The 15576-nt window shown below is 60.8% G+C and carries 10 protein-coding genes and 1 pseudogene; 9 read left to right on the plus strand and 2 right to left on the minus strand.

Going from position 1 to position 15576, the window contains the following annotated elements; all coding sequences use genetic code 11:
* Nucleotides 1-289: 289 nt before the first annotated feature.
* The 6 genes from ATJ93_RS17930 (at nt 290) to ATJ93_RS17955 (ending at nt 6289) form a co-directional block, all read left to right on the plus strand.
* On the plus strand, nt 290-1555 hold the full coding sequence (locus tag ATJ93_RS17930; RefSeq protein WP_120246058.1) for an urea ABC transporter substrate-binding protein: 1266 nt from the start codon (nt 290-292) through the stop codon (nt 1553-1555).
* Nucleotide 1556: 1 nt separating this feature from the next.
* The gene (urtB, locus tag ATJ93_RS17935; RefSeq protein ID WP_170155605.1) at nt 1557-2450 is read left to right on the plus strand and encodes an urea ABC transporter, permease protein UrtB; all 894 of its coding nucleotides are present in this window, start codon (nt 1557-1559) and stop codon (nt 2448-2450) included.
* Complete coding sequence (locus ATJ93_RS17940) at nt 2447-3547, plus strand: ABC transporter permease subunit (RefSeq protein WP_120246059.1); 1101 nt, start codon at nt 2447-2449, stop codon at nt 3545-3547. The genes urtB and ATJ93_RS17940 overlap by 4 nt, the downstream gene beginning before the upstream one ends.
* Nucleotides 3547-4326, plus strand: a complete 780-nt coding sequence (locus ATJ93_RS17945) for an ABC transporter ATP-binding protein (protein WP_120246060.1) — start codon at nt 3547-3549, stop codon at nt 4324-4326. The genes ATJ93_RS17940 and ATJ93_RS17945 overlap by 1 nt, the downstream gene beginning before the upstream one ends.
* Entirely contained in the window at nt 4326-5117 is a 792-nt protein-coding gene (locus ATJ93_RS17950) for an ABC transporter ATP-binding protein (RefSeq protein ID WP_120246061.1), read from the plus strand. The genes ATJ93_RS17945 and ATJ93_RS17950 overlap by 1 nt, the downstream gene beginning before the upstream one ends.
* Before the next feature lie 908 nt (nt 5118-6025).
* On the plus strand, nt 6026-6289 hold the full coding sequence (locus ATJ93_RS17955; RefSeq protein ID WP_147376662.1) for a hypothetical protein: 264 nt from the start codon (nt 6026-6028) through the stop codon (nt 6287-6289).
* Nucleotides 6290-6489: 200 nt separating this feature from the next.
* Here ATJ93_RS17955 and ATJ93_RS17960 read toward each other — a convergent pair whose 3' ends face one another.
* Complete coding sequence (locus tag ATJ93_RS17960; RefSeq protein ID WP_120246063.1) at nt 6490-7644, minus strand: site-specific integrase; 1155 nt, start codon at nt 7642-7644, stop codon at nt 6490-6492.
* A 336-nt stretch (nt 7645-7980) separates the two neighbouring features.
* Between ATJ93_RS17960 and ATJ93_RS17965 the strand changes: the two genes are divergently transcribed.
* On the plus strand, nt 7981-8982 hold the full coding sequence (locus tag ATJ93_RS17965) for a Gfo/Idh/MocA family protein (RefSeq protein ID WP_120246064.1): 1002 nt from the start codon (nt 7981-7983) through the stop codon (nt 8980-8982).
* Between the two features lie 770 nt (nt 8983-9752).
* On the opposite strand, the gene ATJ93_RS17970 is transcribed toward ATJ93_RS17965, so the two are convergent.
* Nucleotides 9753-10739, minus strand: a complete 987-nt coding sequence (locus tag ATJ93_RS17970; protein ID WP_120246065.1) for an LLM class flavin-dependent oxidoreductase — start codon at nt 10737-10739, stop codon at nt 9753-9755.
* A gap of 670 nt (nt 10740-11409) precedes the next feature.
* Between ATJ93_RS17970 and ATJ93_RS24555 the strand changes: the two are divergent.
* Nucleotides 11410-11571: pseudogene (locus ATJ93_RS24555) on the plus strand (helix-turn-helix domain-containing protein); the annotation flags it as partial.
* Between the two features lie 1168 nt (nt 11572-12739).
* Entirely contained in the window at nt 12740-15574 is a 2835-nt protein-coding gene (locus ATJ93_RS17985; protein ID WP_245977666.1) for a sugar-binding domain-containing protein, read from the plus strand.
* Nucleotides 15575-15576 lie beyond the last annotated feature (2 nt).

Below are 15576 nucleotides of genomic sequence, written 5' to 3' on the forward strand. Positions count from 1 at the left end.
CGTACAAAACCGTTCCGCCCCCGAGAGACGACAGAATATCCCATATTTGCCCATCATATTCAGTTCAATCGTTCATTCGCCCATAATAATAGGGGGAGAAATGACGTATTGCCTGGTTAGTTCCCTACCGAAGCCTAGGGTAGAAGTTGTACCGTCATTAGGGAACGCTTTTATATCCGTGTTATCTCCGAGGGATGTGGATAATGATTGGACAAGCGTGTTCCAAATGGGAAGGACAGGTCTTTGATCTCCAGTTGCTGCTCGTCGAATCGAACGCAGGTGATCGTAAGTGACGCGCCGAGGGATCTCGCGGCGTTCGGTCCTCGCGGGCGCGGGGGTAGGGACGCTGACAACGATCGGCGGCTGTCTGTCTGACGGGGGCGTCCTCGGTGACTCGGGCGGCGATGACGGACCAACGATTGCCGTCCTCGAGGACCGCTCGGGTGAGTTCGCACTTAACGGCACCTCGAAATGGCAAGCGTCGCTACTCGCCGTCCAGGAACTCAACGAGGACGGCGGCGTGCTCGGCGAAGAGATCGAGGTGTACGATCCGGATCCCCAATCGGACAACCAGCGCTACCAGGAACTTACGCGTGAGGCGATCAACAGCGAAGATATCGACGCGCTCTGGGCCGGGTACTCGAGCGCGACTCGCGAGGCGATTCGCCCGATAATCAACGAGGAGGAGCAGCTGTACTTCTACACGACCCAGTACGAGGGCGGCGTCTGCGACCGGACGACCTTCGCGATGGGCGCGACCGCACGCCAGCAGCTGGGCGCGGTCATCCCGTACATGATCGAGGAGTTCGGGCCGCGCATCTACACCATCGCCGCCGACTACAACTTCGGGCAGCTCTCGGGCGACTGGGTCCAGATCCTCGCGGACGAACACGACGCGGAGGTCGTCGCCGAGGAGTACATCCCGCTGGGCGAGACCGACTTCGGCTCGACGATCAACAACATTCAGGGCGAGGAGCCCGACTTCATCGCCTCGATGCTCGTCGGCGACAGCCACGCTAACTTCTACGAGCAGCGGGCTGACACGGGGCTGGACATTCCGATGGCGTCCTCGACGACGATGGCACAGGGGTACGAGCACCTCCGCCTCGAGCCGCCGGCGCTCGAGGACATGTACGTCGGCGTCAACTACATGGAAGAAGTCCAAACGGACGCGAGCCAGACGTTCGTCGACAGCTTCTACGAGGAGTACCCCGACGCCGACTACCTCAACCAGGAGGCCCAGAACAACTACTTCTCGGTCCACATGTGGGCCGAGGCGGTCGAACGAGCCGGCACGTTCGATCAGGAGGAGGTCATCGCGGAACTCGAGAGCGGAATCGAGGTCGACGCGCCGGAGGGAACCATCGAACTCGATCCGGCGACTCACCACATGACCCATCACATGCGGATCGGACACGCCGACGAGAACCACGAAGTGACGTTCGACCAGGAGCAGTACATCGAACCCTCGTTCCTCCACGAAGTCGGCTGCGACCTTACCGAGGAATCGGAGCAGACCCAGTACACGCCCGGCGAGTTCTACGACGCGATCTAACATGCCAGTGGACAGCTACGAACTGTTGAACCTCGCGTTCCAGTTCCTCGATAGCTTCGCGTTCATCGTCCTCGCGACGGTGGGGCTGGCGATCATCTTCGGCATGATGGGGATCATCAACCTCGCCCACGGCGAGTTCATCCTCGTCGGCGCGTACGCGACGACGCTGTCGTTCCACGCCGGCCTACCGCTGCCGCTCGCGATGCTCGCCGGCGTCGTCGCCACGACGGTCTTCGGCGTCATCCTCGAACGGACGATCATCCGGTGGCTCTACGGCCGCCTGCTCGACTCGATGGTCGTGACGTTCGGCATCAGCCTCGTCGTCGTCCAGCTCGTTCGGATCCAGTGGGGCAACTCGCTTCCGCAGATCGGCACGCCGCTGGGCGGGATCAGTTACGGGAACTACTCGTATTCGGCGTACCGGGTGCTGTTAGCGGGCGTCGCGATCGTCGTCCTCGCCGCACTGTACGTCCTCTTCACGAAGACCGATTTCGGCGTCCGGGCGCGGGCGACGATGCAAGACGAGGAGACGGCACGGAGTATGGGTGTCGACACTGATAGGATGTACCTGTCGACGTTCGCGATCGGCTCCGCGCTGGCCGGACTGACCGGCGCCCTCTACGCCCCGGCGACGCCGATGTCGCCGGATCTCGGAGCCAGCTTCCTCGTCGAGGCGTTCGTCGCCGTCGTCGTCGGCGGCCCGTCGGTGCTGCTCGGCACGCCGCTCGCCGGGGGACTGCTGGGGCTGGTCGACGCCGCGTTCACCAACGTCGGCGGCCAGTTCATCGGCACAGTGGCGCTGCTGCTGACCGCGATCGTCGCGATCCGCCTGCTACCCGACGGTATCACCGGGTTACTCGAGGACATCCGCGAGAAACGGAGGGAGACCGAATGAGCGCAGACACCGACCGACCGCTACGCAAGCGGATTCGCGCGCCGTTCGACGGGCCGAACACGATCGGTAACTCCGATGGGTTCTGGCTAAGCGTCGCGCTCGGCGTGCTCCTGCTGGCACTCTATCCGCTCCTGTTCGGCTCCTACGCCGCGGAGTCGAGTTCGGTGTTCCTCGTCTACGCGCTGCTCGGCGTAAGCCTGACGTTCATCTGGGGGTTCTGCGGGATTCTCAGCTTCGGGCAGGTGGCGTTCTTCGGCGTCGCCGGCTACACGTTCGGGATCGTCTCGATCAACGTGTCGTCGTACACTGGCGTCACCCTCGGAATCGTCTCCGGAGTCGCCGTCGCGACGCTGTTCGCGGCCGGTCTCGGCTACTTCATGTTCTACGGCGGCGTCCGCGACGTCTACGTGACGATCATCACGCTCGTCGTCGCGCTGGTGTTGAACACGTTCATGGGCCAGACCGCCGGCAGCGAATGGGCGATCGGCGAGGCTGCGCTCGGTGGATTCAACGGTATGGTCGGGGTTCCGAACCTCGCGATCGGCGTCGGCGAGACCGGCGTCGAGTTCGACGGTGCGATGCACTACTACGTGGCTCTCGCCGCGTTAGTGGGGACGTTCCTCGGCCTCCGTGCGCTCGTCAACAGCCAGTTCGGCTACGCGATGGTCGCGACTCGAGAGGACGAGACGCGAACGGAGATGTTCGGCTACAACACGACGTTCATCAAGTTCCTCACGTTCACGATCGGGGGCGCGCTGGCCGGGCTCAGCGGCGTTCTCTTCGTGACCTGGGGGAACTATATCGATCCCAGCGAGTTCGCGATCACCGCCGCCTCGATGCCGGTTATCTGGGCTAGCATCGGCGGCCGAGAATCCATCGCCGGCACGATCGCTGCGGCGATCGCCATCCAGTGGATCGAGCTCCAGCTAACGGGCGAGTGGGCGCTCGTCATCGTCGGTTCGCTGCTGGTGTTCGTCATCCTCGTGATGCCCGACGGCGTCGCGCCGCAGGTGCGCGATCTCGTCGTCTTCCTCACGGAACGACGTCGGGAGCGATCGTCCGAGACGCCGGCCGCAGCCGAGGAGGTGAGCGACTGATGGGCGCGAGCGATCCGACGGTCAAAACGAAGCCCGCCGTCGCCGAGACGGGCGCGGATACCGACACCCTCCTGCAGACACGGGACCTCCGCAAGCAGTTCGGCGGGCTCACCGCGACCGACGACGTCGACTTCGGCGTCGCCGAAGGCGAACTGCGCTGTCTGATCGGCCCCAACGGCGCCGGTAAGAGTACATTCCTCAACCTCATCACGGGCCAGCTCGAGCCGACTGACGGCGCGATCTACTACGACGGCTGGGAGATCACCGACCTGTCCTCCCACGAGCGCGTCGACCGCGGGATCAGCATGAAGTTCCAGGTCCCGAGCATCTATCCGGGCCTGACCGTCCGTGAAAACCTGCGCGTCCCGCTGCAGCAGGTCGCCGATCCGTCCGAATTCGACGAGCGAATCGCCATAGCGGTCGACCGGTTCGGGCTCGCCGACCACGTCGACGAATCGTCCTCAGCACTCTCACACGGCCAGCAGCAACGACTCGAGATCGCGATGGCGATGACCCTCGAGCCGAAGTTGATGCTGCTGGACGAGCCCGTCGCCGGGCTATCACTCGAGGAGACCGAGGAAATCGCCGACCTGTTGCGGACCATCAACGACGAGGACGACGTCGCGTTCATCGTCATCGAACACGACATCGACTTCGTCGAATCGATAGCAGACCGCGTAACCGTGTTACACCAGGGCGATATCTTCACCGAAGGCACGATCGAATCAGTTCGAAACGATCCCGACGTCAGGCGCATTTACTTGGGGGAGGAAGAATAATGCTGTCGATCGACTCACTCGGCGTTTCCTACGGGAAGACGCCGATCCTCCGAGATGTCGATATCGACGTCGCCAACGGCGAAATCGTCGGCATTATGGGGAAAAACGGCGTCGGCAAGACGACCCTCGTAAAGGCAATCATGGGCCTACTCGAGGCCGACGAGGGACGGATCGTCTTCGACGGGGAGGTCGTCTCTGCGGCACCAGATGCGGATCCCTCGTCCACCGACAGCACGGGGCTTCCGGCCCGCTTCGCGGCCGCAATCGGCGGCGGATCGAAAGACGGGACCCACGTCAGCGCCGACGAACGCGCTCGCCGCGGCATGGGATACATTCCGCAAGGACGCGACGTCTTCCCCGAACTCACCGTCGAGGAAAACCTTCGGATGGGCGAACCGATCAACAGCGGAACCAGCGAGTTCCAGTACGAACTCGTCTACGACTACTTCCCCATCCTTGATGAGCGCCGCGACCAAGAAGCGGGGACGATGAGCGGCGGCCAACAGCAGATGCTCGCGATCGGCCGTGCACTCGTCGGGAATCCCGATCTCTTGTTGCTCGACGAACCGTCCGAGGGCGTCCAGCCCTCGATCGTCCAGAACATCACGCGGGACCTCGAGCGGGTCAACGACGAGTTGGATACGACGATCCTCTTCGTCGAGCAGAACCTCCACGTCGTCCAGAACCTCACCGAGCGCTGCTACGCGATCGACAAGGGGACCATCGTCGACGAACTCGGACCCGACCGACTCGAGTCTCGAGACGCCGTGGCGGAGTACCTCGCCGTCTAGTCGGCGCTGGTCGAATTCACGGCACCAGGTCACACTCCGTAGTTCCGTTTCAGTACGGTTCCGTCGTTAAGAAGCCGAGAGCAGGACGAAAAATCGTTCTTCGACCTACGCTGCTACCTCGAGACTGACGGTGCCGTACGGTTGGTACACTGCCGGACTACTATTCGAAGAAATGACGGCAACGAATTATCCGCTAACTTACTCGGTCGACGCCGTACTATCGGGGGAGAGCCAGTTACGGATCCGATCCGTAACCGACCCGAGACCGAGGCCGGCAACGAACGAGAGGATACTCGGAATCAGTATCCAGAGGAGGTCAGGATGTTCCGATCCGGTATGAAGTGGTATTTCAAGCATCGGTCGTTTTATCGATCCGAATACCAATTAATACCATGGTTACGGACATACTTGCTCAGCCAGGGTTCTGATTTTGCAACTTACGTTCAGTGCCGATCTTTGAGTCAGCGTAGACGCACGTACTTCGAAAGAGAAACCCGCAGAATAGGAGTACCTGTAAAATTACAATATGTATGGAGGTGCGGACCCGACCGGTGCTACCGCGATCGTCCAGTGGATTCTGATAGCCGTGATCGTGCTGCCGATCGCTGTGACCGCCAGATTGTGGCTTCTCGGGCTATCGGGCGGGACGCTCGGAGTCGCATTCATCGCTACGTTCGTCGGAACGCTGATCCTTTCGTGACCACGGTTTCGGAAAGCGCACCCGCGCCACGACCGGAATCGAACCTGATGAGCGCGGTACGTAGCGGAGTATGAAACGGCGCCGGTATCTCATCGGAGTGCTTCTGTTCTCCGGATGGGCAAGCGGCTGTCTGCGCCAAAAGTCCGCAGGATTGGACGATATCCGTGTGCGAAACGAGACGGGAGAACCGCAGACCGTAACTGTCCGAGTGACGCGAAGCGCAACCGATGAGGCACTCCTTGCCGAGACGCGCCTCGTTCCAACGGGCGGGACAGGAGATGAACCGTCCATTGCGTTCCCCGATCCCATCGAAAGTGCTGGCATCCATCGAATTCACGTTACCGTCGAAGACAGAGAGCCGGAAACGTACGAGTGGGACGTCTGGGGAGTTCGCGGGCAGCAAGACGAAGAACAGGCGCTGACGATCGAGATCCTCCCGACGGAAATCGAGTTCCTTGAGGCCGCCGTTTGATCGTGACGACCCAACCTCGAAACTGAGACCACGCCTGCACACGGAGTACAGCGGGTAACTCGCCGGGAGCAAGGGGACTACTTCAGCAAGAGACCCCGAGCCAATACCGGAACCATTCCGTATAGCACTATTTGATTTATTTGGGAGTGGTTTCTCTTTCTGTCTGCCAGCAACAGCACACAGAGCACCGCTCTGGACGCTTACTCGCCGTCGAATACCTCCGTATTGTCTTCGGCGAGTTCGCTCGCCTCGATGTGCGAGTACATCTGGCTCGTCGTCTTCGGATCGGCGTGTCGAAGCGTCCGCTGGGCGCGCTGGTGGCCCTTCTCCTTGTAGAGCAACTCGCCGACACCACGGCGTGCACCGTGTGGTTTCAGATACTCGCCGTCCTCGAGCTCCGGCACGTCGGCGGCCGCCGAAAGCCGTCGCATCACCGACCGTGCGCCCTCAGTTGTGATCGACGAGGGTTCGACGCCGGCCTCGAGTGCAACTGTCCAATACCCACGTCGCTCAGTCCGCCGGTCTCGCTCCTCGCTGCCGAGCTCTGATCCGAGTTTCCGCGAAAGCGTCGGGACGTGGAGTGACGGGAAGACCGGCCAGTCGTCGCTCGGCGGGTCGTACGCCTCGTACCAGCGCTGAAGCGGCGTCGACGCCTGATCCGGCAGTTGTGCGGGCTCTCGCTCCTGATTCTTCCCGAGGATCCACATCGTTCCCGCCTCGAGATCCACGTCGGTCCAGCTGATCCCGGTTCGGCGCGGGTCGTTCGGATCCTTGACGATCTCGCCGCCGCGGACCCCGGAGTAGGCGATCGTGGCGACGAACGCCCGATCGCGAAGCCGTTTATGGAGGATCGGCGTCGGTGCGACCGGTTCCCGATAGGCGCTGTCGACGCGCCGGCGAACGAACTCGAGGATGGCCTGGCGCTGTGCCGGCTGCCAGTACTGGCGCTCGTACTCCCCGCTCGAGGGCCGATCGGGCATGCTCTCTCGAGCCGGCCCCTTTTCGGCGGGGTTTTCCGCGAGGTAGTCCCACTTGACCGCCCACGTGAGAAACGCCGAGACGTAATCGTAGTAGGTCCAAGCGGTTGAAGCGGTGATCCCGCCGTCGATCGCATCGGATTCGCCAGCCTCGACGCGGCGAGCGAGATGGCCGGCGTAGTTCCCCATCAGCCGCTGCGAGACAGCTTCGAGCGTCTCAACATCGCGATCGCGACAGAAGCCGATCCAGTCAGTGACGACTCGCTCGAGGTTCTGTCGGTAGTTCGGCGACGAACTCGCTTTGCTCTCGAGGCACTCGTCGAGGGCGTCCTCGAGGGGTTTTCCCTGGGGTGAACCCCCGGAATCTGCGGATTCCATCAGCTACGACGACTGTACGGCGTCGGGGGTAGTAAAGCTACTTGTGATTACTGGACTAATGCAAAGTGGGATATCCCAATCGATTATCTGCCGATATCTCCAGTCTCGGTTGCCGTAGCGGCCGAACGGGGAGAGAGATGATTTTGGTAAATTCTATTTCGCTATATCAAATATCAGCCAGCGTGCGATGGATCGCCCCCATCCGAATTCGGTACGACTCGGCGCTGTCACCGAGATACCGTCGGAAAGCACGGACCGAGCGATAGCGACACTGGCTTTCAAACTGGACCGCTCGAGACCGGAAGCCATAACTATCGATCGCGGGTTGTCGAGACCATGCTTCGGATAGCCTTGCTGGGGTTCGGCGGATTCGGTCGGTACCTCGCACACGATCTCACGGCCCACCCCGAGACGACTATCGCAGCCGTCGCAGACGTGAATCCGGATAACCTCGAAATCGCAGTCGACGAGTTCGGCGTCGATCCCGAGGCCTGCTACACCGACGAAGCGGATCTGTACGAACAAACGGAACTGGATGCCGTCATCATCGCAACGCCGCCGGCGTTCCACTACGACCAGATCCACACGGCGTTCGATCGCGGCCTCCACGTCCTCTGTGAGAAACCCGTCGTCGCCGACCTCGAGGAGGCACGCGACGTCGAAGCCATGTTCGCCGACAGTTCGAAGGTGCTAATGGCGGGCTATCAGCGCCACCTCGAGCCGGCGTTCATCCGCGGCCGCGAGCGCTGGGCGGAGGGCGACGCGGAGGCGACGTTCATGACCGGCGAGCTCCTGCAGGACTGGACCGACCACTTCGAGAAGGGAACGAACTGGCGGCTCGATCCCGATATCGGCTGCCGCGGCCACCTCTTCAGCGTCGGCACGCACGTCCTCGAATCGCTGCTCTGGATGACCGGCCTCGAGCCCGAGTTCGTCACCGCCGACATGGCGTTCTACGACGACGCGAATCGGATCGACCAGCGCGCGACGCTGTCGATCCGGTTCGAGAACGGCGCCGTCGCGACGATGGCCGACTCGGCCGTCGCGACGACTGACCGCGAACGGATTCAGATCTGGGACGACGACGGCGCGTTCGAGTTCACTCGTCGGGATTGGGGTGAGCCGACGCTGACGGAGATCGATGACACAGGGGAGGACACCGCCCCGGACATCGACCACAGTAGCGGCCGCGGAAAGATCGAGGCGTTCGTCGAGGCGATCACGACGGACGCCGAACCGCCGGCGACGCTCGAGGACGTGATTCGCGTGACGGCGCTGCTCGATGCAGCGTACGAGGCTGCCCGAACCGGAGAGCGGGTCGAAGTCAAACTCGAGTGAGCGGGTGAGGAAGCGAGTAAGGGCGACTACAGGTTGCTTTTCCGGGCTGAACGTCGACGAGACGCTGTTCTGTGCCGGGGTATGCGAGAGCCGACTACCGAACGCAGTCGATCCTCTAACCGCGGTACTGCGGTTCTGCGAATGTGTGAGATAATATTGGCAGTTAGGCCGAGCGTCGGACTTTGCCCTCGACTACGGTGAGTCGGGGTACTCGCTCTTATCCCTAATATGATGAGTTGCTATATTTAAATTTGTGATTATGAAATATTTTTATCATTCAGTAAAGTCAACACATCCGGCATTACCGGATAATCGGAAAGGGGCCGTTGGCGACAGTGTCGGCCGTCTTAAAATAACAAACGACTAGCCCTGTTCTCTAAGTACGTATCTCCACCAGTAATCCGGCGTAGAAATTTGAGTTTGTGCATAGAGACGACGAAAAATCCGCTCTCGCCGGACAACGCGAAGATCGAAGTCCTTGCCAGAGTGCATTCTTGAGAGTGCCATGAACACCTGAGAGTCTACCCAAGGCGCCGAGGCGCTGAGGCGACGACGAGTACTCGTACTCGAGGCGGAGGATAGTATTCGTCGGCTGGCTTCAGTCGGCACAGCGATACAGTCCGATCGCAAGAGCGCCAGCGACTGGTACCGACGAACGTATCCACCGAATAGCACGGGAGTCACGGCCTCGGGAGCCGACCGCGCTGTTCGGCCGAGCTGCAAGGACACGCGACGAATACCCGAATCGGGCCGGGATCGCAAGTGCGGCGTTACTCGAACTCGGGAATGACTTCCTCGCCGAACAGGCGAATCTGGTCCTCGACGAGGTCCTTCGGCATACCCGAGTGGTGGAAGCGAAGCGCGAGGTGGTCCAGCGGGAACCGTTCCTGCATCGACTCGATCTGCTCGACGATCTGTTCGGGCGTGCCGTAGATGAACCGGTCGTCGGCCAGTTCCTCGAAGTCTTCGACCGAGTCGGCGGTCATCAGCGGATGCGAGAACTCCCCGCCGTACTCGTCGAGGTAGGTGCGGTGGACGTACTCCTTGCGCTCCATGACCTCTTCTTCGGTTTCGGCGATAACCGCTTCGCGCATCAGCGGGTGCTCGATCTCGTCCCAGTCCTGCTCACTGTCTTCGATGTGCTCGCGCTGCTGTTCTTTCCGATCCTCGACGATGCCGAGGTCGGCGACGACGCCGGGCACCCAGGCGTCGCTGAACTTCACCGAGCGCGCGATCTGTTTGTCGCCCCAGCCGCCGACCCACAGATCGGGGCGCGGTTCCTGCACGGTCGGCGGCAGCGGCTGCCAGTCCTCGACCGAGAAGAACGGACAGTCGAAGGTGATCGGTTCGTCCGACGAGAGGAATTCATCGAGGAAGCGCAGCCCTTCGATCATCCGTCCGGCGCGTTCGTCCATCGGCACGTCGAACGCCTCGAACTCCTCCTCGACGTACCCCAGACCGACCCCGAGCGTGAGTCGTCCGTTCGAGATATTGTCGAGCATCGCCGCTCGCTGTGCCACGTGCAGCGGGTGATACAGCGGCAGAATCAGTACCGACGTGACCAGCTCGAGCTCTTCGGTGCCGGTACCGATGCTGGTCAGCCGCGTCAGCGGCGACGGCCAGTAGTTCTCGCCCTCGGTCGCCTGGTGGTCGTTAACCCAGCAGGACTCGAAACCGACGTCTTCGGCGAGCTGACAGTGCTCGACGACGCCGTCCCACGACTGTCCGCCTTCGACGGGGAAGATCCCGAATTTCATACGTACGATGGGACAGTGCGATCAGCACCTATTTACATCTTCTGTTGTGTGGGATTCTGCATATGTCCGCCTTAAACGATGTCGAATTCGGCGCTTTTCGCCGCCGGAAAATCGATTGCCCACGAGAGTACTCGCTCGAGCACTAATCCGATACACAGATTCGAAGAATGGGGCGTTCCCCACCACAGTTGGCTGAATGCCTCGCCGAGGACACGATTCGTCCGGCCATACCGGATCGAAACGAAGGAGACTCCCGCTTTCTGAACGCATACCACCGCAGGATATTTACTGTCGTACAGATGTAATACACACGTATCAGCGGAACACAGATCACTCGGAATAGCAGTGTGACCGAGCGTTGACCGTCGTTCGGAAGAGGCGAACATCGGAAGCAGTAGAAAGGAGGGAGAGAACATCGAGCAGTTCGTCGGTCGTATCGATGGCGCGTACGCACTCGACCGAACTCGGTTGTGTTACGCTCGTTCGAAATCCGTTCCTGCGTTGAGAACGTAATGATGGCGTGTGTATTTTCGACAGTATACGGGGCGACGGCCTACATCGCGTTTCGAACTTCCAATTACCGATAGCCGTGCTCATCGACCGAGCGCCCGAGTTCGATCCGTGTCGCAGTTTCTGTGATGGGAACAGACTTATTAGGAACTCTTAATCGCTGAAATATGGTACTGTAACGGGAGACGACCGGATAAGCCGGTCGATCGCTTTTAACATTATCGACACGCTACAGCGAAAGAACGGCGCCGGCGTCACGGAGATCGCGAACGAACTCGGTCACTCCAAGAGCACGGTCCACAGCCACCTTAGGACACACGAGCTCTTCAGCGCCGGTACCGATGCTGGTCAACCGCGTCAGCGCGACGGCCAGTAGTTCTCGCCCTCGGTCGCCTGGTAGTCGTTGACCCAGCAGAACTCGAGACGGACGTCTTCGGCGAGTTGATAGTGCTCGACGACGTCGTCTCACGACTGTCTGTCCTCCACGGGGAAAATTCCGAATTTCATACGTACGAAAGGGCAACGTGAGTACCACCCATTACAATTTCGGGTGGCAGGATCCAAGAGGCGTCGGCAGTGAGTATTGGCCTCCGAATCGGCGTCGAATTCGAAGAACGGAGCGGTACCCCCGTGCTTGAGTGGTTGTCCCGTCGCTCGCGGAGCTTGTCCGGTCAGAGCGGATTGATCGAACGGTACCCTCGTCGCAGGCTCGCTGCCGGCACCATATTTACAGACACACTCGTGTAATACAAGAGTCAGCAGAGCGATGGAACGTCACCCGTTGTTCGGAAGGAAAAAACGATATAAGAAGTGAACTGTAACGAAAAGTCAGAATACTGATCGGATGCACTAACAGCACGGACAGGGCCGAACTAGCCGTACAATACGCGTCCAAAATGGTTCCCAAAACGCGAACGGGATTGGAGCGCTCGAGTTTTCGGCGGTGTGCAAGAATCAGCGCTATATCGCCTTTCCAATATCGAGTGCCGGTAGTTCCGCGTAAACCGGTCTGTGACCGGGCACGCTTTGTGGGCACTACGGTTCCCGCTGCGAGAACGTGCGTATCGAGGACCGGATTACTAGTCCCGTCAACACAGCCGCATCGTGCAGTAACTGCTCGGTCTTGCATCAGAGAAACTGTAGACGAACTCGAGCACTCTACGAGTACGATCGGCAACCGCTCTGGATCGCTCGACGTGATATGGCAGTTCGCGAAGAGATCACTAATGGTGACGTCGTCGAAAGTGAAATCAAGGTGCGGACCAGAAGGCTGATGAGATCGTCTAATTCGGCATTGAAGAACGCACTGGGATCTCGTACTGTTGCACGGACAGACACAACCGCACGGATCACCGGGACACGACAGCCGATCTACTCGATTAGATTCGAAATTGATGCGGTCCCCGACTCGCTCCGACGCTCAGGAGACGGGACGCAAGCTTCGAATGACGAGCGCAGCCTCTATATGAATTGCGGGAAGAAAGAGAGGCGTGCAAACGATTTCGCTAGCAGGACCGTGGGATCTACGTCTCGACGCCGAGTATGACGAGTACGTCGAAGATCTGTCCGACGACGCCGTCGACGGGACGGTTTACCTCCCCGGAACGACCGACGAATACGGCTACGGGGAAGACCTCGCCGAGGGAGGGCGAAACCACCTCCACCGCACCTATCGGTACGAGGGACCGGCATGGTACCGACGCACGGTTTCGGTCCCCGACCAGTGGAAACACAAGCTCGTGACGCTAACGCTCGAGCGAACCCGTCCGAGTGAGGTCTGGATCGATGGGGAATGGATCGGCGCACGTGAGTGTTTGAGCACGCCCCACAGATACGACCTCACCGACGTAATCGGACCCGGCGAGCACGAAATCGCTATTCGGGTGGATAACGCCGACGACTCGATGGACCGGCCCGGCGTGCGCCGATCGCACGCGCGGTCCGAACACACGCAGACAAACTGGAACGGCATCGTCGGGGATCTCCGGTTGGAAGCGAGGCCGCGGATCGGGATCGAGAACGTTCGGACGGTTCCGGATCCGAACGAAAACGCAGTCCATCTCGAGGTGACGCTCACGACTGCGACGACGGCCAACTTCGACGGAACGCTGACAGCCGCTGCACGGAGCGTGACTAGCGACGAGATCCACGTCGCTGACCCGGTCGATCACCCTATCTCGGTCACCGCTGACGACGGAGCGAGATCGGATCGGACGACCGTCGAGTTCACCTATGATCTCGGACCCGACGCGCTCACGTGGGACGAGTTCTCTCCCTCGGTTTACGACGTGACCGTCTCGCTCGAAGCATCGGCGAAGGGGAACGCGTACACCGATGAGTTCGAGACGACGTTCGGTCTCCGCGAGTTCGAGACCGACGGCACGCAGTTTTCGATCAACGGAACAACGATCTTCCTCCGCGGACGAACCGATTGCTGCGTCTTTCCCGATACCGCGTACCCACCGACGACGACCGCCGAATGGGTCGACCATATGGAGACCGCCAAGGAGTACGGCATCAACCACTACCGCTTTCACAGCTGGTGTCCGCCGGAGGCGGCATTCAAGGCGGCGGATCGGGTTGGAATCTACATGCAACCGGAGTGTTCCCAGTGGAACGCCCGCAAGTCGCTCGTCGACGACGACGCCTACGCGTATTTCGAGGGCGAAGCCGAGCGCATTCTCGACGCCTACGGAAACCACCCCTCGTTCGTCCTCTTCACCCTCGGAAACGAAAATCAGGGTGATGAGGAGCGAATGACCGAACTCGTGCGTCACTGCCGAGAACTCGACGACCGCCGATTGTACGCGTACGGGGCGAACAATTTCCTTTCCTCGCCTCACCCCGGAGAAGCCGACGACTTCTTTATCACCGCTAATGTCCCCGAGGATCCCGACGCCAGCCACTGGGAGGCCGATCGAACGCCGATTCGGGGGACCGGACACGTAAACGATACGCCGCCGTCCACGACCGTCGACTACGTGAGAGAGATTGAGCCCTACGATCTCCCCGTCGTGGCCCACGAGATCGGACAGTACCAGATCCACCCGAACTACGACGAGACGCGCAAGTACAACGGCGTACTTGAGGCCGGGAACCTGAAGCGATTCGAGCGTTCGCTCGCCGACCACTATATGGCCGATTCGGATACGGACTTTCAGGCTGCGTCCGGGGCACTGTCGATCGCTTGCTACCGCGAAGATATCGAAGCCGCATTCCGGACGGCCGGCTTCGGCGGCTTCCAGCTACTCGGTCTGGACGACTTCCCGGGCCAGGGAACGGCCCTCGTCGGTATCCTCGACTCCTTTATGGAATCGAAGGGGCTAATCGAACCCTACGAGTGGCGGCGCTTCTGTGACGCGCGCGTTCCGCTCCTCTCGTTCGACCGGTACACCTACACGACCGACGATGACTTCGCGGCCGAAGCGATGCTCGCCAATTACGGACCTGACGCGATCGCGGACGCGACTACAACCTGGTCGATCACCGCTGTCGACGGGTCGGAACTCGCGGACGGCGACCTTGAGGGAGATACCCTCGAACAGGGAGTGCTCGCGACGGTCGGAACGATCAACGCGTCGCTGGATGGCGTCGACGCGCCCGCCAAGCTCGAGGTCACCCTCGAGATCGAGGGCGATGAACTCGAATGCGGCTCGGCCGTCCATCTGCAGACGTCGTATCCGATCTGGGTATATCCCGAAGCCCCTGATTTCGATTTCGCATCCGCCGCGGACAGTTTCAGCGTTGCGCGGCGCTTCGACGAGGAAACGCGGGCGCGGCTGGAGGACGGCGAGACGATCCTCCTAGTCCCAGAACCGAGCGCGCTCCGATACGGTCTCGAGGGATCGTTCCAGCCCGACTTCTGGAACTACGAGATCTTCAAGCAAAACGGGAAGCCGGGGACGCTCGGAATGACGACGAACCCCGAACACCCGCTGTTCGACGAGTTCCCGACTGATGGGCACAGCAACTGGCAATGGTGGCCGCTCCTGCGTCACGCGCGACCGGTCGTTCTGGACGATGCTCCGGCAGACTTCGAACCGACCGTACAGATAATCGATACGATCTATCGAAATCACAAACTTGGCATCTACTTCGAGACAGCCGTCGGGGACGGACGGCTCGCCGTCTGTACGCTCGACCTTTCCGGTGACGACCCTGCCGTACGGCAGTTTCGACGAAGCCTCAAATCCCACCTCGAGTCCTCGTCGTTCGATCCGGCCTCCGAACTGTCGACCGGCGTTCTCGACAGTCTTCTCAACGCCGTACGGGGTGAAGAGCGGGCCTACGGTGATGACGCCGGCGCGTGGGTAGACGTCGGATAGAC

It is taken from the genome of Halopiger aswanensis (assembly GCF_003610195.1).
Lineage (GTDB): Archaea > Halobacteriota > Halobacteria > Halobacteriales > Natrialbaceae > Halopiger > Halopiger aswanensis.